This window comes from Sneathiella sp. (assembly GCF_041689005.1).
Classification (GTDB): Bacteria; Pseudomonadota; Alphaproteobacteria; order Sneathiellales; family Sneathiellaceae; genus Sneathiella.
This window is the reverse complement of the sequence record NZ_JBDNHC010000002.1, coordinates 1-25,954: the sequence shown is the minus strand read 5'-3', so window position 1 is coordinate 25,954 and position 25,954 is coordinate 1. Positions and strand designations below refer to the sequence as shown.

General features: G+C 52.9%; 26 protein-coding genes. 21 read left to right on the top strand and 5 right to left on the bottom strand.

Annotation, left to right across the window (positions count from 1 at the left end; genetic code table 11):
• Nucleotides 1-3 precede the first annotated feature (3 nt).
• The 15 genes from urtC (at nucleotide 4) to ACESNI_RS00175 (ending at nucleotide 11,976) form a co-directional block, all read left to right on the top strand.
• The gene (gene urtC / locus ACESNI_RS00245; RefSeq protein WP_373083881.1) at nucleotides 4-1,137 is read left to right on the top strand and encodes an urea ABC transporter permease subunit UrtC; all 1,134 of its coding nucleotides are present in this window, start codon (nucleotides 4-6) and stop codon (nucleotides 1,135-1,137) included.
• A complete protein-coding gene (urtD, locus tag ACESNI_RS00240; protein ID WP_373083777.1) occupies nucleotides 1,137-1,910 on the top strand; it encodes an urea ABC transporter ATP-binding protein UrtD in 774 nt (257 codons plus the stop codon). Before urtC ends, urtD begins: the two co-directional genes overlap by 1 nt.
• Nucleotides 1,911-1,912: 2 nt before the next feature.
• Nucleotides 1,913-2,608, top strand: coding sequence for an urea ABC transporter ATP-binding subunit UrtE (urtE, locus tag ACESNI_RS00235; protein WP_373083775.1), 696 nt, complete (start codon nucleotides 1,913-1,915; stop codon nucleotides 2,606-2,608).
• Nucleotides 2,580-3,479: an urease accessory protein UreD gene (locus ACESNI_RS00230; RefSeq protein WP_373083773.1), complete on the top strand. Its 900-nt coding sequence runs from the start codon at nucleotides 2,580-2,582 to the stop codon at nucleotides 3,477-3,479. Before urtE ends, ACESNI_RS00230 begins: the two co-directional genes overlap by 29 nt.
• Before the next feature lie 14 nt (nucleotides 3,480-3,493).
• Complete coding sequence (locus ACESNI_RS00225; RefSeq protein ID WP_373083771.1) at nucleotides 3,494-3,796, top strand: urease subunit gamma; 303 nt, start codon at nucleotides 3,494-3,496, stop codon at nucleotides 3,794-3,796.
• A 10-nt stretch (nucleotides 3,797-3,806) separates the two neighbouring features.
• Complete coding sequence (locus tag ACESNI_RS00220; protein WP_373083769.1) at nucleotides 3,807-4,124, top strand: urease subunit beta; 318 nt, start codon at nucleotides 3,807-3,809, stop codon at nucleotides 4,122-4,124.
• A gap of 2 nt (nucleotides 4,125-4,126) precedes the next feature.
• Complete coding sequence (gene ureC, locus ACESNI_RS00215; RefSeq protein ID WP_373083879.1) at nucleotides 4,127-5,839, top strand: urease subunit alpha; 1,713 nt, start codon at nucleotides 4,127-4,129, stop codon at nucleotides 5,837-5,839.
• A gap of 3 nt (nucleotides 5,840-5,842) precedes the next feature.
• The gene (gene ureE / locus ACESNI_RS00210) at nucleotides 5,843-6,334 is read left to right on the top strand and encodes an urease accessory protein UreE (protein ID WP_373083767.1); all 492 of its coding nucleotides are present in this window, start codon (nucleotides 5,843-5,845) and stop codon (nucleotides 6,332-6,334) included.
• Nucleotides 6,273-7,007 carry an urease accessory protein UreF gene (locus ACESNI_RS00205; protein WP_373083765.1) on the top strand — a complete coding sequence of 245 codons (735 nt, stop codon included), beginning with the start codon at nucleotides 6,273-6,275 and terminating at the stop codon, nucleotides 7,005-7,007. The genes ureE and ACESNI_RS00205 overlap by 62 nt, the downstream gene beginning before the upstream one ends.
• Nucleotides 7,004-7,621, top strand: coding sequence for an urease accessory protein UreG (gene ureG / locus ACESNI_RS00200; protein ID WP_373083763.1), 618 nt, complete (start codon nucleotides 7,004-7,006; stop codon nucleotides 7,619-7,621). Before ACESNI_RS00205 ends, ureG begins: the two co-directional genes overlap by 4 nt.
• A 180-nt stretch (nucleotides 7,622-7,801) precedes the next feature.
• Nucleotides 7,802-8,197 (top strand): type II toxin-antitoxin system MqsA family antitoxin, encoded by a 396-nt coding sequence (locus tag ACESNI_RS00195; RefSeq protein WP_373083761.1) that lies wholly within the window; start codon nucleotides 7,802-7,804, stop codon nucleotides 8,195-8,197.
• 138 nt (nucleotides 8,198-8,335) lie between these two features.
• Nucleotides 8,336-9,298, top strand: coding sequence for a mechanosensitive ion channel family protein (locus tag ACESNI_RS00190; protein ID WP_373083759.1), 963 nt, complete (start codon nucleotides 8,336-8,338; stop codon nucleotides 9,296-9,298).
• Nucleotides 9,295-10,266 (top strand): zinc transporter ZntB, encoded by a 972-nt coding sequence (locus tag ACESNI_RS00185; RefSeq protein ID WP_373083757.1) that lies wholly within the window; start codon nucleotides 9,295-9,297, stop codon nucleotides 10,264-10,266. Before ACESNI_RS00190 ends, ACESNI_RS00185 begins: the two co-directional genes overlap by 4 nt.
• A gap of 88 nt (nucleotides 10,267-10,354) precedes the next feature.
• Nucleotides 10,355-11,503, top strand: a complete 1,149-nt coding sequence (locus tag ACESNI_RS00180) for a M14-type cytosolic carboxypeptidase (protein ID WP_373083755.1) — start codon at nucleotides 10,355-10,357, stop codon at nucleotides 11,501-11,503.
• Nucleotides 11,504-11,613: 110 nt separating this feature from the next.
• Nucleotides 11,614-11,976, top strand: a complete 363-nt coding sequence (locus tag ACESNI_RS00175; RefSeq protein ID WP_373083754.1) for a hypothetical protein — start codon at nucleotides 11,614-11,616, stop codon at nucleotides 11,974-11,976.
• 3 nt (nucleotides 11,977-11,979) lie between these two features.
• Here the strand turns inward: ACESNI_RS00175 and ACESNI_RS00170 are convergent, their stop codons facing one another.
• The gene (locus ACESNI_RS00170) at nucleotides 11,980-12,513 is read right to left on the bottom strand and encodes a glycine cleavage system protein R (protein ID WP_373083752.1); all 534 of its coding nucleotides are present in this window, start codon (nucleotides 12,511-12,513) and stop codon (nucleotides 11,980-11,982) included.
• Nucleotides 12,514-12,794: 281 nt separating this feature from the next.
• On the opposite strand from ACESNI_RS00170, the gene ACESNI_RS00165 reads away from it, so the two are divergent.
• Nucleotides 12,795-14,297, top strand: coding sequence for a hypothetical protein (locus tag ACESNI_RS00165; RefSeq protein ID WP_373083750.1), 1,503 nt, complete (start codon nucleotides 12,795-12,797; stop codon nucleotides 14,295-14,297).
• 6 nt (nucleotides 14,298-14,303) lie between these two features.
• Here ACESNI_RS00165 and ACESNI_RS00160 read toward each other — a convergent pair whose 3' ends face one another.
• A complete protein-coding gene (locus ACESNI_RS00160) occupies nucleotides 14,304-15,032 on the bottom strand; it encodes a UTRA domain-containing protein (RefSeq protein ID WP_373083748.1) in 729 nt (242 codons plus the stop codon).
• A 326-nt stretch (nucleotides 15,033-15,358) separates the two neighbouring features.
• On the opposite strand from ACESNI_RS00160, the gene htpG reads away from it, so the two are divergent.
• Nucleotides 15,359-17,236 carry a molecular chaperone HtpG gene (gene htpG, locus ACESNI_RS00155; protein ID WP_373083746.1) on the top strand — a complete coding sequence of 626 codons (1,878 nt, stop codon included), beginning with the start codon at nucleotides 15,359-15,361 and terminating at the stop codon, nucleotides 17,234-17,236.
• A 223-nt stretch (nucleotides 17,237-17,459) separates the two neighbouring features.
• Nucleotides 17,460-18,500 (top strand): hypothetical protein, encoded by a 1,041-nt coding sequence (locus tag ACESNI_RS00150; protein ID WP_373083744.1) that lies wholly within the window; start codon nucleotides 17,460-17,462, stop codon nucleotides 18,498-18,500.
• A 111-nt stretch (nucleotides 18,501-18,611) separates the two neighbouring features.
• On the opposite strand, the gene ACESNI_RS00145 is transcribed toward ACESNI_RS00150, so the two are convergent.
• The 3 genes from ACESNI_RS00145 to acnA form a co-directional block, all read right to left on the bottom strand.
• Entirely contained in the window at nucleotides 18,612-19,424 is an 813-nt protein-coding gene (locus ACESNI_RS00145; protein WP_373083742.1) for an NUDIX hydrolase, read from the bottom strand.
• A 73-nt stretch (nucleotides 19,425-19,497) separates the two neighbouring features.
• Nucleotides 19,498-20,229, bottom strand: a complete 732-nt coding sequence (locus ACESNI_RS00140) for a DUF1223 domain-containing protein (RefSeq protein WP_373083739.1) — start codon at nucleotides 20,227-20,229, stop codon at nucleotides 19,498-19,500.
• Between the two features lie 125 nt (nucleotides 20,230-20,354).
• Complete coding sequence (gene acnA / locus ACESNI_RS00135; RefSeq protein ID WP_373083736.1) at nucleotides 20,355-23,048, bottom strand: aconitate hydratase AcnA; 2,694 nt, start codon at nucleotides 23,046-23,048, stop codon at nucleotides 20,355-20,357.
• Nucleotides 23,049-23,346: 298 nt separating this feature from the next.
• Here acnA and ACESNI_RS00130 point away from each other — a divergent pair, with 298 nt between their 5' ends.
• The 3 genes from ACESNI_RS00130 to ccmB all read left to right on the top strand — a co-directional run.
• Nucleotides 23,347-24,597: a phenylacetate--CoA ligase family protein gene (locus tag ACESNI_RS00130; RefSeq protein ID WP_373083734.1), complete on the top strand. Its 1,251-nt coding sequence runs from the start codon at nucleotides 23,347-23,349 to the stop codon at nucleotides 24,595-24,597.
• An 85-nt stretch (nucleotides 24,598-24,682) separates the two neighbouring features.
• Nucleotides 24,683-25,306 (top strand): heme ABC exporter ATP-binding protein CcmA, encoded by a 624-nt coding sequence (ccmA, locus tag ACESNI_RS00125; RefSeq protein WP_373083732.1) that lies wholly within the window; start codon nucleotides 24,683-24,685, stop codon nucleotides 25,304-25,306.
• Nucleotides 25,303-25,954 (top strand): heme exporter protein CcmB (ccmB, locus tag ACESNI_RS00120; protein ID WP_373083730.1); only part of this gene is annotated, 652 nt, incomplete at its 3' end. The genes ccmA and ccmB, both read left to right, overlap by 4 nt.

Sequence of the window (25,954 nt, the reverse complement as noted above, 5' to 3'; positions counted from 1 at the left end):
CTCATGACGGGCCTTCCGGGCGGTGGCAAGACGTTTTTGGGGATTCTTCTTGTCGCCGCCCTTTTTGTTCCCTTGAGTAACCAGTTGTTGCCGGCGGACTCCTTCTTTTATGTTCCAACCTACATGGTCAGTTTGCTTGGAAAGTATCTTTGTTTTGCGCTTCTGGCACTCAGCGTCGATCTCATCTGGGGTTATTGCGGGATATTAAGCCTTGGTCACGGGGCCTTTTTTGCGCTCGGTGGCTATGCAATGGGCATGTACCTGATGCGTCAGATTGGTGATCGTAGCGTTTATGGCAATGCACAATTGCCGGATTTTATGGTTTTCCTCAACTGGACGGAACTCCCCTGGTATTGGTATGGCTTCGACATATTCGCCTTCGCCATGGTGATGGTGATGGTGGTGCCGGGACTGCTGGCCTTTGTCTTTGGCTGGTTCGCCTTCCGTTCCCGCGTGACCGGCGTCTATCTTTCAATCATTACCCAGGCCATGACATATGCGTTGTTACTGGCGTTTTTCCGCAACGACATGGGGTTTGGCGGAAATAACGGCCTGACTGATTTCAAGGATATTCTCGGGTTTGATTTACAGGCAGACGGCACGCGACTGGGATTATACGTAGCGTCCATTATTGCGCTTGCCCTTGGCTATCTGTTGTGCAGTTTCATTACCCGTTCGAAACTCGGCCGCGTCCTGATCGCCATTCGGGATGCAGAGAGCCGGACACGCTTCTCCGGATACCGGGTGGAATATTACAAGCTGTTCGTTTTCGTCTTCTCTGCCGTTCTTGCCGGGATCGCGGGCGCTCTTTACGTACCTCAGGTAGGGATTATAAATCCGTCGGAATTCTCCCCGGCCAATTCCATTGAAATTGTTATCTGGGTGGCCGTCGGCGGGCGGGGAACATTGTGGGGCGCGGTCTTGGGCGCGATGCTTGTCAACTGGGGGAAAAGCTATTTTACCGGGGCCTTTCCAGAAGGCTGGCTTTTCTTACTCGGCGGCCTGTTCATTGGAACCACGTTATTCCTACCAAAAGGAATTGTTGGCACATCCGGCATCTGGATTGAAAAATTTAACCGCTGGCGTCAAAATTCCGTATCGCTCCCCGTTATCCCGGCCCAAGTGAAGGAAGAATAATGGCCACAGAGAAAATTAAAACACTTGAAGATGACTTTTCAACCATTCTCTATCTGGATGGGGTGAGCGTCAGTTTCGATGGCTTCAAGGCGCTTAACAATCTCAGCTTTTTCATTGAGCCGGGCGAAATGCGGGCGATTATTGGCCCGAACGGCGCCGGTAAAACAACGATGATGGATGTGATCACGGGCAAGACACGCCCCGATGAAGGCGAGATATTCTTCAAGAGTGAGATTGACCTGACCAAGCATGACGAGGCGTATATCGCCAATCTCGGTATTGGCCGGAAGTTCCAGAAACCGACAGTTTTCGAAAGCCAGTCTGTCTTTCACAATCTGGAGCTGTCGCTTAAAGGCGACAAGCGCGCATTTGCGACATTGTTTTCGGCGCTTAACGACGAGCAAGTCGCGCGCATTATGGCGGTACTAAAGATCATCCGACTGACGGAAAAGGCGACATTGCTTGCCGGCGACCTGTCGCATGGACAAAAACAGTGGCTGGAAATCGGTATGCTGCTGATGCAGGATCCCGATTTGCTGCTAGTGGACGAACCGGTGGCAGGCATGACGGATGCGGAGACCATACAAACAGCCGATTTGCTCCGCGAAATTGCGCAAACCCGCTCCGTCGTCGTGGTCGAGCATGACATGGAATTTATCCGGGCTCTCAATACCAAAGTCACCGTCCTTCATGAAGGCTCGGTTCTGGCCGAGGGCACCCTTGATACTGTGCAGAATAATCAACGCGTCATCGACGTCTATTTAGGGCGATAATCATGCTATCGGTGGAAAATATCGATCTTTTCTATGGCGCCAGCCAGGCATTGCGCCGCGTCTCCCTTGAGGTTCGCAAGGGTGAAATCACCTCACTTCTGGGGCGCAACGGTGTTGGCAAGACCAGCACCCTGCGGGCCGTTGTCGGACAGCATCCAATCGCGAGCGGAAAAATAACCTGGAACGGCAAGGACATCACAAACCTTTCCTCTGCACAGAGGGCCCGGGACGGCATTGCAGTGATACCGCAGGGGCGTGAGATTTTCCCGCTGCTCACCGTGCATGAGAATCTTAAGACCGGTTTCGCGGCGCTGCCCCGGAAGGACAGGTATATTCCGTTGGAAATCTTTGATCTGTTCCCGGTGCTTAAAGATATGCTACGAAGGCGGGGTGGCGATTTATCCGGAGGTCAGCAGCAACAGTTGGCCATCGGCCGAGCGCTGGTGATGCGGCCACGGTTGCTGGTACTGGATGAACCCACGGAAGGCATACAGCCGTCGATCATTAAGGACATCGGTAACGTCATCGCGCTCCTTCGGGACCGCGGTGAAATGGCGATATTGCTGGTAGAGCAGTATTTTGAATTTGCCCGCGACCTCGCGGATCAGTTCGCGGTGATGGACCGGGGTGAGATTGTCTTGGCCGGGGCGAAAAAGGATATGCTGGAAAGTGACGTTCGAAAATTTCTCACCGTCTGATCCGGACTTGACTATCTTGCCCCCAGTTGCAGGTTCTGCTGCGGTGGCGCCCGCTCGCTCTGACGGACAGGTGGAGATCGGATACCGATTGCGGGATATGGTTTCACAGCTTACCCATTTGTACCAGCGCGGCTGTGGCCGTGCGCGGTTTCCATCGGTTGAGCGCGCCGATTTCCCTGAGGCAGTCCTGATCAATACGGCAGGCGGACTTACCGGCGGCGACAGGCTATCTTTTAATGTCAAGCTGGAAGCTGGAGCCCGCCTTACGGTATCCGGGCAGGCGGCAGAGAAAATCTATCGCTCCGTGGGGACAATGGCGACGATTGATACCGCGCTGGAGGTCAAGGAAGGGGCCAGTCTCGAATGGTTGCCCCAGGAAACAATCCTGTTCGAGAAAAGCCGGCTTAAGCGGATGAATACGGTCCATCTGGAGACGGGAAGCCGTCTGATCGCCGTTGAAGCAACCGTTTTTGGGCGTGCCGCTCACGGTGAAACGCTTCATGCAGCAACGATACAGGACGGCTGGAAGATTTGGCGCCAGGGCGTCTTGATATGGTATGATAAATTTGTGCTGGATGGGGATTTGGATGTGATGACGGCCCGCCCGGCGCTGTTAGCGGGCGCAGGGGCTATGGCGACGGTGTTGATTGCTGACGACGCGGCGTCGGATTATCTGGAATTTGCGAGATCAGTTGCCGCCGATGTCGATGCCCGTGCCGCCGTTACTTGCCGCGACGGGCTGCTGATCATGCGGGTTTTGGGACAAGACGGCTATATTTTGCGAAAGGCGCTTGCGCGCATTTTGACCGACATGCGATCTAGGCTGGCGGGGCATCCTGTGCCGCTGCCGAAAGTTTGGGAAAATCATTAGAAAAAAGGTGGAGAATGCAGTTTACGCCCAGGGAGAAGGACAAGATGCTGGTCTCGCTCGCCGCCATAGTGGCGCGCGGGAGACTTGAACGGGGAATCAAGCTCAATTATCCGGAATCCATAGCGTTGATCACGGACTATGTGGTGGAAGGCGCGCGGGAAGGGAAATCCGTCGCAGCCCTGATGAGCGAGGGCGGCACCATCGTTCGCCGTGACCAGGTGATGGACGGTATTGCCGAGATGATTCACGATGTTCAGGTTGAGGCGACCTTTCCCGACGGGACCAAACTGGTCACCGTTCATAACCCCATTCGATAAGGACCGTGACATGATACCAGGAGAGATCATCCCTGCCGCGGGAGATATCGAGCTCAACAGTGGCCGCCAATCCATGACGTTGAAGGTCTCGAATACCGGAGACCGGCCGGTACAGGTGGGCAGTCATTATCATTTCGCCGAGGTCAACGGCGCGCTTGAATTTGACAGGGACGCTGCAAGGGGATTTCGTCTTGATATCGCTTCCGGGACGGCGATCCGCTTCGAGCCTGGACAAACACGCGATGTGAAACTGGTCGCACTCTCTGGAAAGCGGAAGATTTTTGGATTTAACCAGGCCGTCATGGATGCCTTGGACAAGGGAGAATAATGATGGCGGTGACTTTTTCACGGCGTGCCTACGCCGGCATGTTTGGACCGACCACGGGCGACAAGGTCCGTCTTGCGGATACGGAGCTTTTTATCGAGGTCGAGAAGGATTTCACGACATATGGTGAAGAAGTCAAGTTTGGCGGTGGTAAGGTTATCCGCGACGGCATGGGGCAGTCGCAGGTCACACGGGCGGGCGGGGCCGTTGATACGGTTATCACCAACGTGCTGATTGTTGATCATTGGGGGATCGTGAAGGCGGATGTTGGCCTTCGCGACGGAAAAATAGCGGCTGTCGGCAAGGCTGGCAATCCAGATATTCAATCCGATGTGACTATCATCATTGGTCCGTCGACGGAAGTGATTGCCGGTGAGGGAAAGATCCTGACTGCAGGCGGGCTAGACGTGCATATCCATTTCATCTGCCCGCAGCAGATAGAGGAAGCCCTGTTCAGCGGCATAACGACGATGATGGGGGGCGGCACCGGCCCGGCGACTGGCACCAATGCCACCACCTGCACTCCCGGCGCCTTTCATCTTGCGCGGATGCTACAGGCAGCGGAGGCCTTTCCAATGAACCTCGGTTTCTTTGGCAAGGGCAATGCCAGCCTGCCGGATGCGTTATACGAACAGGTTCGGGCCGGGGCCTGTGGCCTGAAGCTGCACGAGGACTGGGGCACAACGCCTGCCGCCATAGATTGCTGCCTTGGCGTCGCCGACGAGATGGACGTGCAGGTTTTGATCCACACTGATACGCTCAATGAATCCGGCTTTGTCGAGAATACGGTTGCCGCGTTCAAGAAACGGACAATTCATGCGTTTCATACCGAAGGCGCAGGCGGCGGCCATGCCCCTGATATCATCAAGGTTGTCGGTGAGGAAAATGTCATCCCGTCGTCAACCAATCCGACACGGCCGTTCACGATCAATACGATTGATGAACATCTTGATATGCTGATGGTCTGTCATCATCTCGATTCCAATATCCCCGAAGATGTGGCATTTGCCGAGAGCCGGATCCGTAAGGAAACCATCGCGGCAGAAGACATCCTGCATGACATGGGGGCGTTTTCGATCATTGCCTCCGACAGTCAGGCCATGGGCCGGGTCGGGGAAGTGGCGATACGTACCTGGCAGACGGCAGACAAAATGAAGAAACAACGGGGACGGCTGGTCGAGGAAACCGGGGAAAATGATAATTTCCGCGTCAAACGCTATATCGCCAAATACACGATTAATCCGGCGATTGCGCAAGGGATAGATAGCTATGTCGGTTCCATCGAGATTGGCAAACTCGCGGATCTAGTTCTGTGGTCACCGGCTTTCTTCGGCGTCAAGCCGGAGCTGGTGCTGAAATCAGGGACGATTGTCGCGGCGCCGATGGGAGACCCCAATGCCTCCATCCCCACACCGCAACCGGTTCATTACCGGCCAATGTTCGGAGCCTTTGGCAAGAGCCTGACGGCGAGTTCGGTCAGTTTCGTCAGTGAAGCCGCTCTCGCGCACGATATAAAAGGCGAGCTTGGGCTGGAACGGCAGTTGCTGCCGGTTCGCAATACGCGGGGCGGAATTGGCAAATCATCGATGATCCACAATAGCGCGACACCGAAGATCGATGTCGATCCGGAAACCTACTTGGTCCATGCGGACGGCGAGCTGCTCACCTGCGAGCCCGCTACCGAACTACCCATGGCCCAGCGCTATTTCATGTATTAACCTATGGATCGCGCAATTGATATCATCGCTGCAGGCGCCGCGTTCGAGGGCAGGATCCGGGACGTGGTGACGCTTGATTTCGATAGCCGCCGCCGCCGCCGGATAAAACTGACGGCGGATCAGGGGATGGAATTCCTCCTTGATATGCGGGAGCTGCGAACCTTGCGGGACGGGGATATTGTGCTGTTGCAAGACGGCTCTGGCATTCAGGTCCGGGCAAAGGATGAACCGGTACTTGACGTAACTTGCCAGGATACGCGGCAACTGGTCCGCATTGCCTGGCATCTGGGCAACCGCCACTTGCCGACTGAACTTCGCGACGGCGTCTTGCGGATAAGGCAGGATCATGTGATCGAGGAAATGGTTGAACAGCTTGGCGCCACGACGTCGCGCCTGGATGCCCCCTTCAATCCCGAAGGCGGAGCTTATGGCCATGGCGAGACGCAAGGCCATGATCATGGCGATGGTAGCGCCCACGGTCATAGCCATGGATAACCGGGCGCTGTTTCACCTGATGTCTTGGATGTCGCCGTCGTACCCGGTTGGGGCTTACACTTACAGTCATGGCCTGGAATATGCGGTAGAGGTGGGTCTGATCACCGGGCTTGGTGATCTTGTTCCGTGGATAGCTGATATTCTGGAACATGGGGATGGCAAATCGGATAGTATCCTGCTTGCTGCCGCACATCGGGCCGCGAGGAACGAAGACCTTTCTGCATTACGGGAGGTCGCCGAACTAGGCTATGCCTTTTGTTCGACCGCCGAGCTTGCCCTTGAAACTACCGCGCAAGGCCGCGCATTCACGCGCGTGATCTCCGATGTCGCCACGGCGCCATCGCTTGAAGCCCTGCAGGGTCTCTGGAATGGTCCGCTAGTCCACCCCTTGGTGCTGGCGATCGTTGCGGCCGATCACGATATCGGGCTTCCCGAGACGCTGACCGCCTATCTTCACGGGTTTGTTTCCAATCTTGTCTCGGCTGCGGTGCGTATAATTCCGCTCGGACAAACGGACGGCCAGCGGGCGATTGCCGGACTGGCTGGCGACCTTGCCAGAACAGTACGAAAGGCCGAAAGTTCGACCTTGGAAAATTTGGGCACGGCGACGTTAATGGTCGATTGGTGCTCCTCTTTACATGAAACGCAATATACGAGGTTATTCAGATCATGAGCGCAGCGTTCAACGGACCCTTACGGGTCGGGATTGGCGGGCCAGTCGGCTCGGGGAAAACGGCATTAACTGACGGACTGTGCAAATATATGCGGGACGACTATAACATTGCCGTAATCACTAATGACATCTACACCCGCGAGGACGCCGAATTCCTCACACGCTCCGGCGCCCTTTCCGCAGATCGCATAGTCGGCGTCGAGACGGGGGGCTGTCCGCATACCGCAATCCGCGAGGACGCCTCGATTAATCTTGCGGCAATCGCCGATATTACTGAGAAATTCAGTGGGCTCGAATTGATCCTGATCGAATCCGGCGGGGACAACCTTGCGGCAACTTTCAGCCCGGAACTCGCAGATATCACGATCTATGTCATTGACGTATCGGCGGGGGATAAAATTCCGCGAAAAGGGGGGCCCGGCATCACTCGTTCGGATCTTCTGGTGATCAACAAAATTGATCTCGCGCCCTATGTCGGCGCGGACCTTTCTGTTATGGACAGGGATTCCAAAAAGATGCGGGGCGAGCGGCCGTTTGTCTTTACCAATATTAAAGTTGGAGACGGCGTCGCTGACGTCGCCCGCTTTATTATCGAGACCGGAGGGCTTTCCTGACAGGGCAAATTGCAGCATGCGCGATGTGATGCTGAAATTCTATTTTTTTGGCGCTGTGACGCCACAATGGTGCCATAGTCTGTTTGTATTCAGGTTCTTCCAATAACGATATGTGATGCAGGCCCCTGCGTTACTGTTTCTGGAAGCGTAATTTCAACAGTTGTTATCCGGAGAAGAAAAATGGCATGTCCACTTTGTGGTGGTGAGGTCGAGCGACAAACGCGCACTTATGCAATCACCTATAAGCATTTACAGGCTAACAGAGACCTTCCCGGGGTCTATTGTGGTAACCCGGATTGCGGAGAAGGAATGGTCGAAGAAAGCGCCTGGGATGAAGTGGCGCGGGTCAAGGCAGAGTTAAAGGCTGAGTTTCTGGGCGTCATGACGCCTGATCACATCCGTCAAATGCGAGTTCACCTCAATTTATCACAGCGGAAGGCAGGACAGATCTTTGGCGGCGGTCCCAACGCTTTTCAGAAATATGAAACCGGTAAGGTAACCATTTCCCAGCCGATGAACAACCTATTGAGGCTGGTGGCTAAATATCCTGAGTTGATGATGGAATTGCAGCGCTAAGTCGGCATATCAAGGTGCCCGGGATATGTCGATGTTGATGAGTTTTTGCTTCGCTGTTCGAGGGTCGTATAAAAATAATAGCCAAATAGATCACGTACAGTATTATTCTCCCAATTGATTGGGAGAGCTTTGGCAGGTATGAGCAGTTTCTGGACCTCGTTATTTAAACCTCGCGCCTGGATTGCCAAATTGCTGCTTGTGGTTTTGGTGATTGCTTTTTTCACCCTCGGTTATTTGGATTATCTCACGCCGATAAAGACATTTCTGGATTCAGATGAACTTGCGTTTCGCGTCGGGGATATGCGCTTTTCCGCCTATCTGCTGGGGAAGGCGGCTCTCATCATCTTTGTTCTGTTCTGGATGGTCGGCATCCTGTCGGAGATCGGCGAGAACAGGATCAGGGGAATCCACGGGATCAGGGCGAGCAACAAGTCCCTCATCATCAAGGCCATTCAGGTCATCATCTATTTTCTCGCTTTTCTGGTTGCGCTGGATGTGCTTGGAATTGACCTGACGGCACTGACGGTTTTCAGTGGGGCCGTTGGCATTGGCATTGGCTTTGGCCTTCAGAAGACAGCCTCAAATTTCTTCAGTGGCATTATCCTGTTGTTTGAAAAATCCATCGAGGAAGGGGATCTGGTTGAACTCAATGACGGCGTGACCGGATTTGTCCGGCATACCGGGGCGCGCTATACCCTGATTGAAACCTTTGAGGGTCGTGAAATCATGATACCCAATGAGGATTTTATTACCAACCGAGTCACGAACTGGACCTTCAGTGATAGTCGTGGACGCGTCGATATTCAAATTGGGGTTTCCTACGGAAGTGATCTTAACAAAGTCTTTGACCTTCTTCTGGAAGCAGCCAATGAGCACCCGCGCTGTAGTCAAGCGGTCAAGGCGAATTGCTTTTTGGATGACTTCGGCGAAAGCTCGGTCAATTTCACCCTGTATTTCTGGGTCGATGATGTTACAGAGGGAAGAAAACAGCCGCGAAGCGACGTTCTGTTCTCAATCTGGAAAAAATTCAAGGACAATAATATCGAAATCCCCTTTCCCCAGCGTGATTTATATATCAAGAACCCGGAGGCCTTTAAATGAGTGGGCCTATTCTTATTGCCTATGAGTTTGATGGACTGGGCGGCTGCCGTGCGGTTGAGGATAAGGGGATCAGTCAGGAGCTGAAAGATGATAAACTTGCCTGGGTCCATCTGGATTTGAACCATCCTGACACTAAACCCTGGCTGGACAGGGAGCTATCCTATCTTGATCCATTTGTGGTGGACGCCCTGGCAGCAGAGGATACCCGGCCCCGCGCCACTGAAATCGGGGAGGGCGTATTACTAATGCTTCGGGGAGTGAATCTCAATGAAAACGCGGACCCCGAAGACATGGTGTCGATCCGGCTCTGGGTTGATAGCCACCGGATTATCAGTGTTCAGAAACGGCAATTGAAAGCTGTCCTTGATATCGAAGAGAAAATCAAGGCAGGCAGGGGCCCGAAGGACGCCGGTCAGTTTGTCAATATGCTCATTTCCAGGATCTTTGACCGAATGGCCCCGGTGCTGTCCGAACTTGATGACCTGACTGATGAGGTCGAGGAGAATATCCTTGAAAAGCCCGACAACGCGTTTCGGGAAAGAATAATTGATATCCGCAAGAAGGCCATTATGATTCGGCGCTATATGGCACCGCAAAAGGACGCCATCGGGCAACTGCGGCTGTCGGAACTGCCATGGCTTGATGTAACGCACAAACGTCACCTTCAGGAAAATTACGATCACGTGTTACGCTATATCGAGGATCTGGACGCTATTCGTGAGCGGGCGCAAATCGTCAAGGATGAACTGGCGAACATCATCGCCGACAAATTGAATAAAAACATGTATGTCCTCTCGGTCATCGCGGCCGTTTTCCTACCGCTCGGGTTCCTGACCGGATTGCTCGGGATCAATGTTGGCGGTATTCCGGGCGCAGACAACACCCATGCCTTTATTATTTTTTGCCTGATGTTGATCGCCCTTGTTGTTTCGCAGGTTATTCTGTTCAGGAAACTCAAGTGGTTTTGATCCGTGTTGGCACCTCGGCGGCTATAAGACGATACCGATAATAACTTGCAGAAATTTGCTTTAAAAAATAGTCAGGAACTTTATTACCATGTTACGGATTAGCAGTAATTTTGATGGCGGCAATATCGTTTGCGAGGCATGCGAGACGGCAACGGATATTCGCCTGAAAATCAAACCTGACGGCAATGCGGATTTTTTCCAGTGGTTCTACTACCGCCTGACCGGGGCACAGGACACAGACTGCCGGATGGTTCTCACCAATGCTGGGGCGGCATCCTATGTGAAGGGATGGGAGGATTACCGGGCAGTCGCCTCCTACGATCGGGAAACATGGTTCCGGATAGATACCGACTATCAGGATGGTGAGTTGATCCTTCGGCACAGGCCGGGATTCAATTCTGCATATTATGCCTATTTTGCGCCTTATTCAATGGGACGGCATGCGGACCTGATCGCGGATGCCGGCCAATCCCCGCTGGTCACGCAAACCGTACTTGGCCAGACGCGGGACGGCCAGGATATGGATTTACTAACCATCGGGAGTGGGGACGGCGGGGATAAAAAAGCCTATTGGCTGGTGGCGCGTCAACATCCGGGAGAGACCATGGCAGAATGGTGGATGGAGGGGTTCCTCGGCCGCCTTCTCGACGAGGATGACGCCGTGTCGAAGGCGCTGATCGAAACAGCCGACTTTCACGTCGTCCCGAACATGAATCCCGACGGCAGTCGCCGCGGACATCTTCGGACAAATGCCGCCGGTGCCAATCTTAACCGGGAATGGCAGGAACCTGACATGGACCGTAGTCCCGAGGTTTATGTGGTGCGTGAAAAAATGCGGGAGACGGGCGTGGATTTTTGTCTCGATGTTCACGGAGACGAGGGACTGCCGCATAATTTTATCGCGGGAACTCAAGGGATTCCGAGCTGGACCGCAAAGAAAGATATGTTGCTGACGGATTTCAAGCGCTACTGGCAGCAGGTCAATCCGGATTTTCAAACTACCCACGGATATCCCGTCGCAGAAAAAGGTAAGGGTAACCTGACGATGTGCGCAAGCCATGTCGGCGAGACGTTTGGTTGTCTGTCCATGACGCTGGAGATGCCATTCAAGGATACGGCGGATCGTCCCGATATAGAACAGGGGTGGTCGCCGGAACGGGCACGCAAGCTTGGCGCCTCCCTCATCGATGTGCTGTATCACATTGGTCCGCGTATCGTGCGCGATCGGGGGGCATGATACCCGCACTGCCGTCTGGACAGGATTTTTTCGCGTCCCGCTGATTTCGATTGCAAATGGAAGAAGTTTATATTCACTATTCTGCTTCAAGAATCATGGGGGGGTGTCCAATGCTTGCTGAAAAATTCATTAAATCATCGGTTATTTATGCTGTTCTCGGAATGGCGCTTGGTATTTATATGGCGATATCGGAAGACCATATCCAGATGCCAGCCCATGCACATCTTAACCTTTTGGGCTGGGTATCCATGGCGCTGATGGGGCTCATTTACAAGCAATGGCCCGTTGTGGCGGCCGCGAAGTTAGCGCCGGTTACCTTCTGGCTTGCGCATATCGCGGTTATCGGGCTGACTATTGGTGTCGGGCTGATCTACGCCGGGCATGTGGAGTTTGCGCCGGTTGCCGCTATTGCGGCGGTTGTTGCGATCGCCAATATGATACTATTTGCGACCTTATTTTACCGGCGGGCGTGACGCCTAGATTTTGCGTAATTCATAACTTAGGGACTGGCCAAGGGCGCTGGCGGTATTATCGAGAGCGGCGAGGCACGAATTTGCGCGTTGCGGCGGGATATTGACGGAAAACAGTGTCACGTATTTCATGCCGCCCGGAGTGTTGACCTGGTCCGATTTTAGTCGGACGATATTTGCTTCAAAATCAATAAAAACCTCGGAGAGTCGCGCCAGCAATCCCGGCTGATCACTGCCTTCACATTTGATGTCATGGGTGATTTCTGTGGGCGGTGTCGTGACGTCGGCGAGACGGAAACGCCGGACGTCTATGTCGGCCTCGGACAGGCCGTCAAGGGAGCGCAACTCGGCCATTAATATACTTTCCGTCAGGTCGTCAGGTATCTCAATGATGCTGGTAAACTCGCCCCCCTTGCCAAGAACCGCAAAGGACGTGTCCCCAAGATTGATCCCTTTATCGAACAAATGGCCGGTAACCAGGGAAATCAGGCCGACGCGGTCGTTTGAAAAGACGGACAATAGGGCTTTGTACTGTGTCATGGCAGACCTCTTTTGCTTTTCCGTAACCTGTGAGCTGCAAGGTGATATTACGTACCCGCAGTTTCACCATGCCGTCATCGCTGGATTTGAGCAATAAAATCCGAGAAATCCAGAGTAAAATATGAGAATAGAAAAATATATATCTAATTTTTATGATTTATGCCGGCAGGATAACGTTGCGTTAACTAAAAGCGGGTAAAGCTAGATCGGTTGAATAGCAAATTATTTATCGAATCTTCCATCGCGGCATGAACTGGCGGGAACGAAAATGGAGAATGTGAATGCTTATCGGTGATATCTTGTTGGCACATAATCTTGTGACGCCGGAGGATATAAACATTGCGATCCATCGCCAAAAGGAAAATGGTGGACGCCTTGGTGACAATCTTGTAGCGCTCGGTGCTTTGACCCGGGAACAACTTGATAAAGCCATCTATGAAGCCCCGCCGGCCCCAAAATCCGTGGAAGATACGGGTATTCCGCTGGCCAACCTAATGCGGATATTTTTCAAACTTATTTATGTAAACAGTCTGGAAACGGCCTCGGAAATATCCGGCGCGATTAAGCTCCCGATCGGTGTCGTCAACCGCATTATTCAAGAAGCCGGCAACCGTAAATTTCTGGAATCTCTTGGTAATACAGACCAGTCAACATTCTCTGAAACCCGCTATGTGATGACCGAAAGCGGAAAACGCTATGCCATCGAATCGCTGGAGCAAAACCAGTATATCGGGCCCGCGCCAGTTTCGCTCACGGCCTATCAGGTTCGCATAAGACAGCAAAAAATTACCAATGAACGCGTAGAAAAGGCGAAAATTGAGGAAAGTTTTGAAAATCTGATCATCGCCGATGACTTTGTGCGTCGTCTCGGTCCGGGGGTCAACGCAGGCAAGAGTATTCTGTTATATGGTCCTCCGGGTAACGGAAAGACGACCGTTGCCGAAAAGGTCGCCGCGATTTTTGCCAATGTTATCTACGTTCCTTATTGCTTTGAGGTCGACGGCCAGATCATCAAGGTTTTTGATCCAAGTATTCATACTCCCGTCCTTGAGAAAGAACCCAAAAAGAAATCCGGAGCCGGTCTTCGCCGTGAAGAATTCGACGGACGCTGGATTCCTTGTGAACGACCAGTTGTGATCACCGGGGGTGAGTTGACACTGGAAATGCTCGACCTCAGCTTTAATGCTCATGCCAAATATTACGAAGCCCCACTTCACGTGAAGGCGTCAAACGGTACATTTATTATCGATGATTTTGGGCGCCAGCTTGTCAGCCCGGAGGATTTGCTCAACCGTTGGATTGTGCCGCTGGAAAGCCGTGTTGATTTTCTGAAACTACATACGGGGAAGAGTTTTTCACTGCCGTTTGACGAGTTGGTAATCTTCTCCACAAACCTGTCCCCGGATGACTTGATGGATCCTGCTTTCCTCCGCCGGATTCCCTACAAACTGGAAACCGTTGGCCCGTCTAAAGAGCAGTATTTTGAAATCTTCAGGATGGTCGGTGCTGCGAAAGGCCTCGATATTTCTGATGAATTGTTTGAAATGGTCATTGACGAACTGCAGGTGAAAAACAAGTTTGATCTTGCCTGCTATCAGCCAAAATTTATCATCGATCAGATTATTGCCGCCTGTAAATATCAAGGTACAGAGCCCTATATCGATCAGGAGCTGGTCATCGATGCGCTCAAAAACCTTTATACGAGCACCGCGAAGGGTGCCAGCAAGACGGCTGCAAAGTCGGGCAATAAGGATTCTCAGAAGTCGATAGTCGCTGCAATCTAGTGGAGGTTAGACCAACTGGTACCGATTTCCGGGGAAAATCATTTTTGCCGTCGAGATAACAGCTTCCCCCATCCAGGTCTTCCTGTTGATCACGAGACAGGCGGTTGCTGTCGTCAGTTCAAGGAAATGATTGATCTCGGCGTTGGAGACTGCTGCCTGAATGACGTGAGTGTGTGACAACAGGGCAAAACTGTTACTGATAAGGGTATCGACAGTAATTTTCGTAAAATCCTTGTCCAGAAAATCCGGGATAAAGTCTGCATTTACATAACGGTCTTCCAGCATGACCGGGAGGTCATTTTCGCGATGAACGAAATAGGAACGAAAGACAGTTTCGCCGGGTTTCAGGCCCATCGAGACCGCCGCCGCCTTATCAATTGGTTCCGCCTGTAGAAAATGAACATCGCAGTCATGTCTACCGCCGCGGCCACGAATGACATCGTCGATTTCACGGATATCCAATGTTTTCGGGTGCTTTTTCGGTGCCGCCACGAATGTTCCAACCCCCTGAATACGCTCTAGATATCCGGCTTGCGTCAGTTCACGCAGGGCCCGATGGATGGTCATCCGGGATATTCCCATTTCCTTTACCAGAGCATGTTCCGATGGGATTTGGAAAAAAGCTGGCCAATCTCCCGACTCCATATTTTTTAGCACGTAAGATTTCACCTGTTCATACAATGGTTTGGGCGGTAAATAAGGAGCATCTCTGTTTTGTGTTTTAAAATAGGACATGAGCGAAATTCACCTTCTCTGTTAGAATATAAAGAAGGACGCCGAACGCAATCTGGATGTGAATTGGGGCAGTGCTAAAAACGTAGAGATATTTAAAATTTAGCTTGAACGATCATTCCAATTAGATATATGATATGCGTGCTGATCACCTCCATCTACGCATAATGTTGATGATCTGTGAATAGCCCACCCCGATTTTCTGCGCCCCTCGGGGTGGGCTTATTTCCATTCTTCCCTTTTAATAATGCTGTTTTTGGTCTTGAATGAATTTGCCTCACTGGTCATATAGGGGGCAGGCCAAATTTATACTGAAATGCAGGATGGAAATGACAGAGAAAACACATGAATTTCAGGCGGAAGTTGCCAGGCTACTGGATATTGTCGCCCACTCTCTTTACAGCGAAAAAGAAATTTTCCTGAGGGAGCTGGTTTCGAATTCATCGGATGCCTGTGACCGGTTACGCTATGCCGCCCTAACGGCACCTGAACTGGTGAAGGATGATCCGGAATTCAGGGTTCTTGTTTCCATAGACAGTAAAGCCAAAACATTGACCATTGAGGATAATGGTATTGGCATGACGGAACAGGAAATGATTGATAATCTTGGAACGATCGCTCGCTCCGGCACTTCCCGCTTTTCCGAAGAACTGACCGGTGATGCATCCAAGGACGTTAGCCTGATTGGACAGTTCGGCGTCGGGTTTTACTCGGCCTTCATGGTTGCTGATAAGGTGTCGGTGACCAGCCGGAAGGCTGGCGAGGAGAAGGCGACGACCTGGACATCGGACGGTCGCGGAACCTTTCAGGTAGAGGAAGCCACCCGTGCTTCCCGCGGAACGACGATCACCCTGCATATGCGCAAAGACGCGAAAGAGTTCCTCGATGCGGCGCGCTTGCGTCAGATAATCAAGACCTATGCCGATCATATAGCGCTGCCGGTTGTTCTGAAGGCTGAAAAGGAGGGCGATGAAGACGAAACGCTCAACTCTGCCAGTGCCCTTTGGACCCGGCCAAAATCCGAGATCACGTCTGAGCAATATACCGAGTTCTATCATCATGTCGGGCAGGCCTTCGACAGTCCTTGGCTGACCCTTCACAGCAAGGTCGAGGGACGGATAGAATATACGCTATTATTGTTTATACCCGAACAGCCACCGTTCGACCTGTTCAACCCGGAACGCAAATCGCGGCTGAAGCTGTATGTAAAACGCGTCTTCATTACGGATGAATGCGAGGAACTGGTCCCGGCCTATCTGCGGTTCTTGCGCGGGGTTGTCGATTCTGAGGATCTCCCCCTTAACGTGAGCCGCGAGATGCTTCAGCATAACCCGATACTCCAGAAAATCCGGAGTGGCCTGATTAAAAAAGTGATCGGTGAGCTTGAAAAGAAGGCAACGAAGGATGCCGAGAGTTTCGGCAAGTTCTGGGATAATTTCGGCGCGGTGCTCAAGGAAGGTATTTACGAGGATGCCGATAACGGAGAACGCATTCTCAAAATGGCATTGTTCAATAGCACCGGCACCGAGACCCGCACGAACCTTGCGGACTACATCGGACAAATGAAAGACGGCCAGAATACCATCTATTACATCACTGGTGATGATCTGGACGCCCTTAAGGCGAGCCCACAGCTCGAGGGGTTCGCGGCCAAGGGCATCGAGGTCCTGCTGCTTGCAGATGCGGTCGATAGTTTCTGGCTCAGCCGGATCACCGAATTCGACGGGAAGCCTTTCAAGTCGGTGACACGCGGTGGCGCCGAACTGGACGATATTCCGGATGCGGAGGCGAACAGTGAAACGCCGTCCAAAGCCGAGGGTGATGAAATGGACAGTTTGATTGCCCTTTTCAAGACGGCGCTAGAGGGAAAGGTGAAGGACGTCAAGCAATCGTCCCGCTTGACGGGGAGCCCGGTATGTCTTGTCGCCGATGACGGGGACATGGATATTCATCTGGAGAAGTTGCTAAAAGCACACAAGCAATTTGGCGCTGGCAGCAGCCTGCGAATTCTGGAATTGAATCCAAAACATATGTTGATCCGGAAACTTGCCAAAAGCGCCAAAGCCAATGGGAGTACCGCGGCACTTCAGGATGCGGCGCTTCTTCTCCTCGATCAGGCACATATTGTTGAAGGCGATCCCGTTGCCGATCCCGTTGCCTTTTCAAAAAGAATGGCGGAGTTCATGGCCAGCGGGATTTCTGCTTAACACCACCTCCTTCGAAAATATACGGCGATCTCAATGAGTGAGGTCGCCGTTTTGATTCACAGAAAGGTTTCTTTGCACAGGGTCCGGGCGTTCATGCGCCGGATGTTCATTCTTTTTGATATAAATACAACTATTAGTATTAATATACTTTACATTATACAATTCAATTCCCAGTTAATCTAAAGCCCTCGCTTTCGATTGAACGGAATTTATGCACTCGATCATGAAACCCACCGCTGCATTTCTTTTTCAGCTCAGTCTTGCTGGATGCAGTTATTTGGACAATGATTTGCTGGACAAGGATCTACAGGATTTTTCCAGCAGCGTTACAACCTTGACGGCGGTTATTGAAAAGGACTTTGCGCTTACCGAGGAAGTCAACACGATCGCATTCACGGACAATCTGGAATTTCAGTTTGAAACGGGCGCTAACCCCCCGACAACAGTCAAACCTCTATTTAGTGGTAAGGCTATTGCCGCCCGACAGAGCGTACTCGCCGCGATGACCGGCTATGTCGGAACCCTGAATACTATCGCCTCGGGCCAATCCATCCAGACGAGCCTGCCCAAACTGAAAAAGATTGCGAATGACCTCACATTTCTTGATCCGGCTGTATTCGAGATCACTCATTCGTTAAGCGCCGTAGAATCCACCAATCTAGTCCAGGGCATGACATTTTTTCAGGAGTTTTTTATTCTGCCCGCGCGAGACAGGCGACTTGTTCCCATAATGAAAAAGGGAGAAGCTACGCTGAAAAAAGCAGCTACGCTGCTTTACCTCGATATTGGCACAATTCAGGATCAATCTGGAAAATGCAGCTATACTGTCCCCGATAATAATACCGACGCCCCGCTATCAAGTTTGCGCATGTGTCGAGGCGGCCTCCGACTGTATTCCCGCAGCGCCATAAATTCCGACATCGCGACTTGGAAAGGCTGGCTGGCATATGAGAGACGACACGGCCAGAAATCATTGGCAGCACGCACGGACATGGTTCGAAATCTTGTCAACTCCCAACGCATGGGTGAAAAGCTTGACCAATTGTTCAGTAATACACAAGCGGCTCTCGTCGCGATGATGGCGGCGCATGAGGAAATAATGGCGACACTTGACGCAACAGTCCATGCCAAAAAGCCGTCTTCGCTGTTCCAGTCGAAAAATACGCTGTTCCTTCAGCAGGTTAAAGCTCTGTCGATAATGTCCGCGTCCGTCGAGGCCGCTGTCAAGAGCATGCCGCCGGGTATCGTTTCCAGCAAAAACTGATCTTGGGCCGCGGGAGGGTATGACGGCCGGTAACCGGCCAGAGTAAAGCGTAAAAGAGCGAAAAGATCGAAATTACCTAGTAGTACCGCCATTGTCTTTTCGTCGTAATTATTATCCTTTATCCATTATGGCATCAATCGCACGGCGCGTGACGCTATATCCCGCTTCCTCCGGGATTAGAAGGAATTTACCCTCCTCCGTGATTTCCATTTCGGGAAGGACCGTGAAGGTACCTGTGGCGTTCGCAGTTTCGACGGCGGTCTTTGCCGAAGTGAATTTCCCCAAAGCCTCGATATTCATGCGGGTTGGAAAGATGACGGTATAATTTCCCTTATCTGCTTCGGTAAGAATTTCATTTGGTCCGACCCAGACCGAGTCTACGGATTCCTCTCCATCATGTGCCCCGAGTTGATGTGGGGGTGCCTCAGCGATGAAAAAATGGGTGTCGAAGCGTTTGGGCATATGCGTGGGGGTAATCCAATGGGCGAAATGCCCGAGAAGGTCAGTTGCTAGCTCCAGGTTTTCGGTCTGCAGCATTTTAAGAATGGGAACTTCGCCGTTTTGCAGGGGCATGCGGTATTTTTTCGCCAACGCTTCAAGGCGGTCATGTGTCACGAGTGCGCCGGTGTCCCGGTTTCGGGCAAGAAGAAGATTGGCTTCTTCAAAGCTCTCACGGATGGAGGCAATTTTAAAGGCGCGTAATGGATCATCACCCCGCTCGCTTTCCGGTAGAAATTCAACGAGCTCGGATATCATGTCGTTATTGTCCACCTTTCCGCCAGGAAATACGAGCGCGCCGGAGGCAAAATCGATTTGGTGATGGCGAACAACCATGAAAACTTCAATCGTATCGTGGCTCTTGACGCAGTCGCGGACAAGCAGCACAGTCGCAGCCGGTTTGAGGAGAGGGGTTTCTTTAGTCATTTTCAAGGGGGCCATTGTTATTCTTGATTGTGCCCATATTGCCCCAGAGGGACAGCCAGATCAACGACGGATTTCAAAGCGATATATTTAATGCCGCAAATATGGGCCCGTACCCGGCCTGTTGAACGATTATCGCGCAGCCATCGCGACCGGACTGACGTATTTCGGCCAGATTAAGTTCAAATGTGCGCGCCGTCCCATCCCATTCACCGAGCGAGCGGACGTTCCGGACGATATTATGATAGGTTACTGTCTTGCCGGTATTTTCCCCGCGCCCTATATCGACGTTGGTCATTCGATCCAGATCGACAAGCCAGATCGTCGCCTGCTTGTCAGAGGACGGCAGGTGTATTTCGAGCTTGTTACCGTTGAAAGACCAGGTCAAGGGAAGGTTATTGGCGGTTCCCGAATATTTCTCGATCAGTGATTTAACGCCACTGGCATCAGATCCAACCACATGCTCTCTGCCATCTATTACCATCTGCGGCGTATATACATAGCGGGAATTCAGAGCTTTTTGGTATTGAGACTGCCGCGCGTCATTTTCCTTAGTCCCGAACGTATCTTTCCAGCCGATATAATCCCAGTAGGTGACAGCGAAAGACAGGCCGAGAATGTCCTCGTCGGTGACGAGCATTCCGAGCAACTCATCGGCGGGCGGGCAGGAACTGCAGCCCTGGGATGTATAGAGCTCGACCACCGTCGAGGGTTGGTGCGCCGTCTGGGCGTGGGCGGCACCTGACGCTGATATTGCAAGGATAAATAGCGATGCCATAAGCGCCGGTGAAAAGCGAAGTTTCTTCATGATTGTCTAATTACCCTATTCAGCGATCACGTACAAATCACCTGTCAGTGAAAATCAGATAAAAAAACGGCGACCTGGTAAGGCCGCCGTTTGTCTCGAATGTGAGGGCATAACCAATCCCGTGTTTAGCTTGCCGAGAGGTTTCTTAGCACATACTGCAAAATGCCGTCATGGCGGTAATATTCAACTTCATCCAGCGTATCGATACGGCAGAGAAGATCGACAACTTCCGAAGAGCCGTCACTTCGGGTAATCTTGCAGGCAACGGTCATTCGCGGTGTTACGCCCTGCTCGATGCCGGTAAGGTCAATGACTTCGCTGCCATCCAGTTTCAGGGTCTTGCGGGTGACACCTTCGGGGAACTGCAAGGGTAGAATACCCATGCCGATAAGGTTTGACCGATGAATACGTTCGAAGCTTTCTGCCACCACTGATCGGATGCCGAGCAGTAACGTTCCTTTTGCTGCCCAGTCACGGCTGGACCCGGTGCCATATTCCTTGCCGGCAAATACGACCAGCGGTGTTTCCGAGGCCCTGTATTTTTCTGCGGCCTCATATATCGACATTTGCTCTCCGTCGGGCATATGGCGGGTCACACCGCCTTCCGTGCCCGGTGCAACTTCATTGCGGAGGCGGATATTGGCGAAAGTGCCGCGGGTCATCACCTGATCATTGCCCCGGCGAGAGCCATAGGAGTTGAAGTTTTTCGGGCTGACCTGATGGGCGATCAGATAGTCGCCTGCCGGACTGTCCGCTTTGATCGCACCTGCGGGGGAGATATGGTCGGTTGTGACCGAATCGCCGAGCAGCGCGAGAATATGGGCCCCGGTGATATCCTTGACCGGGCTGGGATCCTTGTGCATTCCTTCAAAATAGGGGGGATGCTGCACATAGGTAGAGCCGCTGTCCCAAGTATAAGTCTGCCCGTCAGCGGTCTTGATCGATTTCCAGATGTCATCGCCTGAAAAGACATCAGCGTACTGGGTCACAAACATGTCCCGGCTCACCGCATCCCGAACAGTTTGCTGCACTTCAGCATTGCTTGGCCAGACGTCTTTCAAATACACCGGATTTCCGTCCTGATCATTCCCGAGCGAATCGGTTGTAATATCAACATGGAGGGAGCCGGCAATGGCATAGGCTACGACAAGCGGCGGGGAAGCCAGGTAATTGGCTTTGGCCTGAGGACTGACCCGGCCTTCGAAATTACGGTTCCCGGACAATACTGAGCAGGCAACAAGTTCGCCCTCTGTGATGGCATCGGCAATCGGCGCCGCGATTGGTCCCGAATTCCCGATGCAGGTTGTACAGCCATATCCCACTAGGTTAAAGCCAAGGGCGTCCAGATCATCCTGCAATCCGGCCTTGGCAAGATAGTCAGTGACCACTTTTGATCCGGGTGCGAGAGATGTCTTGACCCATGGTTTGACGGTCAGGCCTTTTTTAAGCGCATTGCGGGCAACCAACCCGGCGGCGAGCATGACGCTTGGGTTCGAGGTATTGGTGCAGGAGGTAATGGCCGCGATGATAACATTGCCGTGGCCGATCTTGTAATCCGTACCGGCGACATCGATTTTTACATCTAAATCTGCATCTGGTCCGGCCAATTCAGGTAAGGCCTCTTTGAACGCGGTCGCCGCACCGGAGAGTAAAACACGGTCCTGTGGTCGTTTGGGTCCGGCAAGGCTGGGCTCAACGGTTGAAATATCAAGCTCCAAAGTTACCGTGAATTCCGGATCCTGCATAGTGCCGTCATGCCACATCCCCTGTGCCTTGGCATATGCCTCGACCAGTTTCACGCGCTCCGGATCCCGGGCAGTGAAATTCAGATAGTTGATCGTCTCCGCGTCAATCGGGAAAAATCCGCATGTCGCGCCATATTCAGGCGCCATGTTCGAAATCGTTGCGCGGTCCGCTAGTCCGAGTTCAGCAATGCCGGGGCCGTAAAACTCGACAAACTTGCCAACAACGCCCTGGGACCTCAGCATTTGCGTCACGGTCAGCACGAGATCGGTGGCCGTCGTTCCTTCTTTCAGCTTGCCGGTGAGCTTAAACCCGACGACTTCAGGGATCAGCATCGAGATTGGCTGCCCCAGCATAACGGCTTCGGCTTCAATGCCGCCGACGCCCCAGCCCAGAACCGCGAGGCCATTGACCATTGTGGTATGACTGTCGGTTCCCACCAAAGTGTCAGGATAGGCAATTTCCGTTCCGTTTTCGTCGTCGGTTGTCCAGACGGTCTGTGCCAGATATTCAAGATTGACCTGATGACAAATCCCGGTTCCGGGAGGGACAACGCGAAAATTGTTGAACGCCTTCTGGCCCCAGCGGAGAAAAGCATAGCGCTCGCCGTTACGCTCCATTTCCATTTCCACATTCTGGCCGAATGCCGCGGCAGTGCCGAATTTATCGACCATCACTGAGTGATCAATGACGAGATCGCATTGGGCCAGGGGATTGATTTTTTCAGGATCGCCACCTAACGCCACCATGGCATCGCGCATCGCCGCAAGATCAACGACGGCGGGGACGCCGGTGAAGTCCTGCATCAAGACCCGGGCCGGGCGATAGGCAATTTCCCGATCTGCTTTGCGTTCCTTCAGCCAGCCGGCGATGGCTGCGACATCTGCCGATGTGACTGTTCTGCCATCTTCATGACGGAGCAGGTTCTCCAGCAGCACCTTGAGAGAATACGGCAGGCGGGATAAATCGCCAAGTCCAGCCTTTTCTGCGGCGGGGATGCTGTAGTAGTCATATTTCTTGCCGTCGACGTCGAGGGTGCGGCGGGTTTTCAGGCTATCGTGACCAGTTGTTGTCAACGCTTCGCTCCTTGGTGAAAGGGGAACGGGAAGGTGCCGGATTTGCGGCACCGGTTAATTGATGGGCTGTATGTGCCCTAAATTTCAAAAATTCTCAAGACTAAAGGTGCCGCGTGTGCGGAACCTTTGTTAGTTATGCGATATAAGCGATGATTTTTGCAAAAGAAAGCAGTGGCGCATATTTTCGAGAATAGCTTCAGGACGGTGGACGGGCGCACGCAGGGACTGTAAAATAATCAAATTGGCGCGGGTTGGCGCAATTGATCTGGTGAGAAATTTAACAAGAAACGGGGATCGCATGACCGCTTCCAAAAATAATTATGACAGCCTTGAAACCCGGGATCCGGAGGTCCGTGAACGGGCCCAGTTTGATGCACTGGCCCGGCAGATCACCCATGCGAAGAAAAATTCGCCGTATTTTGCTAAATCCCTCGAGAAAATTGACGCGGCGGACATCAGGGACTATGCGGCGCTTGCCGATCTTCCTGTGACGCGAAAATCCGACCTGATGGCGAAGCAAAAGTCAGCCCCGCCCTTCGGCGGGCTGAATGCAATATCTCTTGATAAGCTGGCCCATGTCTTCATGTCGCCCGGCCCGATTTACGAGCCAGGGCAGAATGACCGGGATTTCTTTCGCATGGGCCGCGCCATGTGGGCCGCCGGTTTCCGTCCCGGCGATCTGGTCTATAACACTTTCTCATATCATATGACGCCCGCGGGCATGATGATGGAAAACGGGGCCCACGCGGTCGGTTGTCCAGTTTTTCCAGCGGGCGTTGGCAATACGGAAATGCAGCTTCAGGCCATCAGTGAGTTACGGCCAAAGGCTTATGTCGGAACACCGTCCTTTCTCAAGATCCTTCTTGAGAAAGGGACGGAGGCCGGTCTCGATATGTTCTCCATCAGTCATGCGAGCGTCGGCGGCGAGGCCTTGCCACCGTCGTTACGCGCGGCCTTGAAAGAACTTGGCGTCGCTTCGGTCGTACAATCATACGGCACGGCGGACCTTGGTCTGATCGCCTATGAAAGTGACGCCATGGAAGGCATGATCATTGATGAAGGCGTGATCGTTGAAATCGTCCGGCCCGGCACCGGCGATCCGGTAGCCGACGGTGAGGTCGGCGAGGTGATCGTCACAACCTTCAACAAAGCCTATCCGTTGATTCGGTTTGCCACCGGCGATATGTCGGCGATTATGGCGGGGCAAAGCCCGTGTGGCCGGACCAACAGGCGGATCAAGGGCTGGATGGGGCGGGCCGATCAGCGGGCCAAAGTCAAGGGCATGTTCGTTGACCCGTCGCAAGTCGCGGATGTTCACAAACGACATCCTGAAATCAACAAGGTCAGGCTGGTCATCACCAGCGAGAACAATCTGGATGCCATGACGCTGCAATGCGAGATAGCGATGGGGGGGAATGACGCCTTGAAGGCGGCGGTTGAAACAACCCTGCAAAGTCTCTGCAAGGTTCGGGGCGTCGTCACTTTCGTCAAAGAGGGCAGTCTCGCCAACGATGGTAAGGTCATAGACGACGCCCGCAGCTATGAATAGGCCATATCAATCTTGCGGCAAAAATTTGCAGAAATAACGGTATTCCTGTAGTCAGTGGGGATTATCCTCAGGCATCTGGAGTAAAATGCCCGCTATGACCCTGTTTGCCGACCAAGTGGCCTGTGTGCGCAGCGATCATCTCGTTTTCGAGGACATTTCCTTTGACCTTTCCCCCGGCGCGGCGCTTTGGGTTCGCGGTCGGAATGGGGCCGGCAAATCATCCCTTTTGCGGATCTGCGCCCGGCTCCTCCGCCCGGCGGCGGGGCGGCTCCTGTGGTCGGGACAGGAAATCGGGGGGAATGAGGATACCTATCAGGGCCAGTATCATTATCTCGGCCATCAGGACCCGCTGAAATCAGTCCTGACAGTAAAGGAGAACCTTAATTTCTGGGCGAACTTCCATGGCACCGCCGACGTCGCACGGGCAATCGCGGATTTCGAACTGGAACCGCTTCAGGAGACCCCTATGGGTTTACTCTCCGCGGGGCAGAAAAAGCGAGTTAATCTCGCGCGCCTAACCGCCTCGCCGCTGCCGCTCTGGATTCTGGATGAACCGTTAAGCGCGCTTGACCAGCATTATATCCAGCTATTTAAATCAAAGCTGGAACAGCATCTTCTGGGCGGGGGTATGGCACTTTTTGCGACCCATCAGGATCTGGAACTTGCGGGTGCGACCGTTCTAGATCTTGATAAAGAGACGGCGGCATGAACGCCTTTTTAGACCTGATCCGTCGCGATCTTGTTCTCGCTGTGCGGCAGGGCAGTGCCGTCGTGCTCAGTCTTTGCTTTTTCACCATCGTCATTGTCCTGTTCCCTTTGGGGGTCGGTCCTGAACTGGCTATTCTCGGCCGGATTGCGCCGGGCGTCCTCTGGGTCGCCGCTCTGCTTGCCTGTCTGTTGACGCTGGACCGGATGTTTCAGGCCGATTTCGAAGATGGCTCCCTTGATTTGCTGGCAATCGGACCGTTGCCGCTGGAAATGCTCGTGCTTGGAAAAGTGATCGCCCATTGGCTGACGTCGATCCTTCCCTTGATCATTATTACACCGATACTGGCATTGTCCCTGAATATGACGGGGAGCGGTGTCGTGACGATGTGTCTCGCGTTATTGATCGGGACACCGGTTCTGAGTCTCATTGGCGCTATTGGGGCGGCCTTGACCATTGGCATGCGCCGCGGCGGAGTTTTATTGTCCCTTTTGGTTCTGCCCCTATATATACCGGTATTGATTTTTGGCGTGGCCGCTGTGGAAGCAGCGGTGGCGCAGTTGCCCGTGGCACCCCATTTGCTGTTACTGGCGGGGATGTCCCTGGGGGCATTGGTGATAGGACCTCTGGCGGCCGCAGCGGCACTTCGGC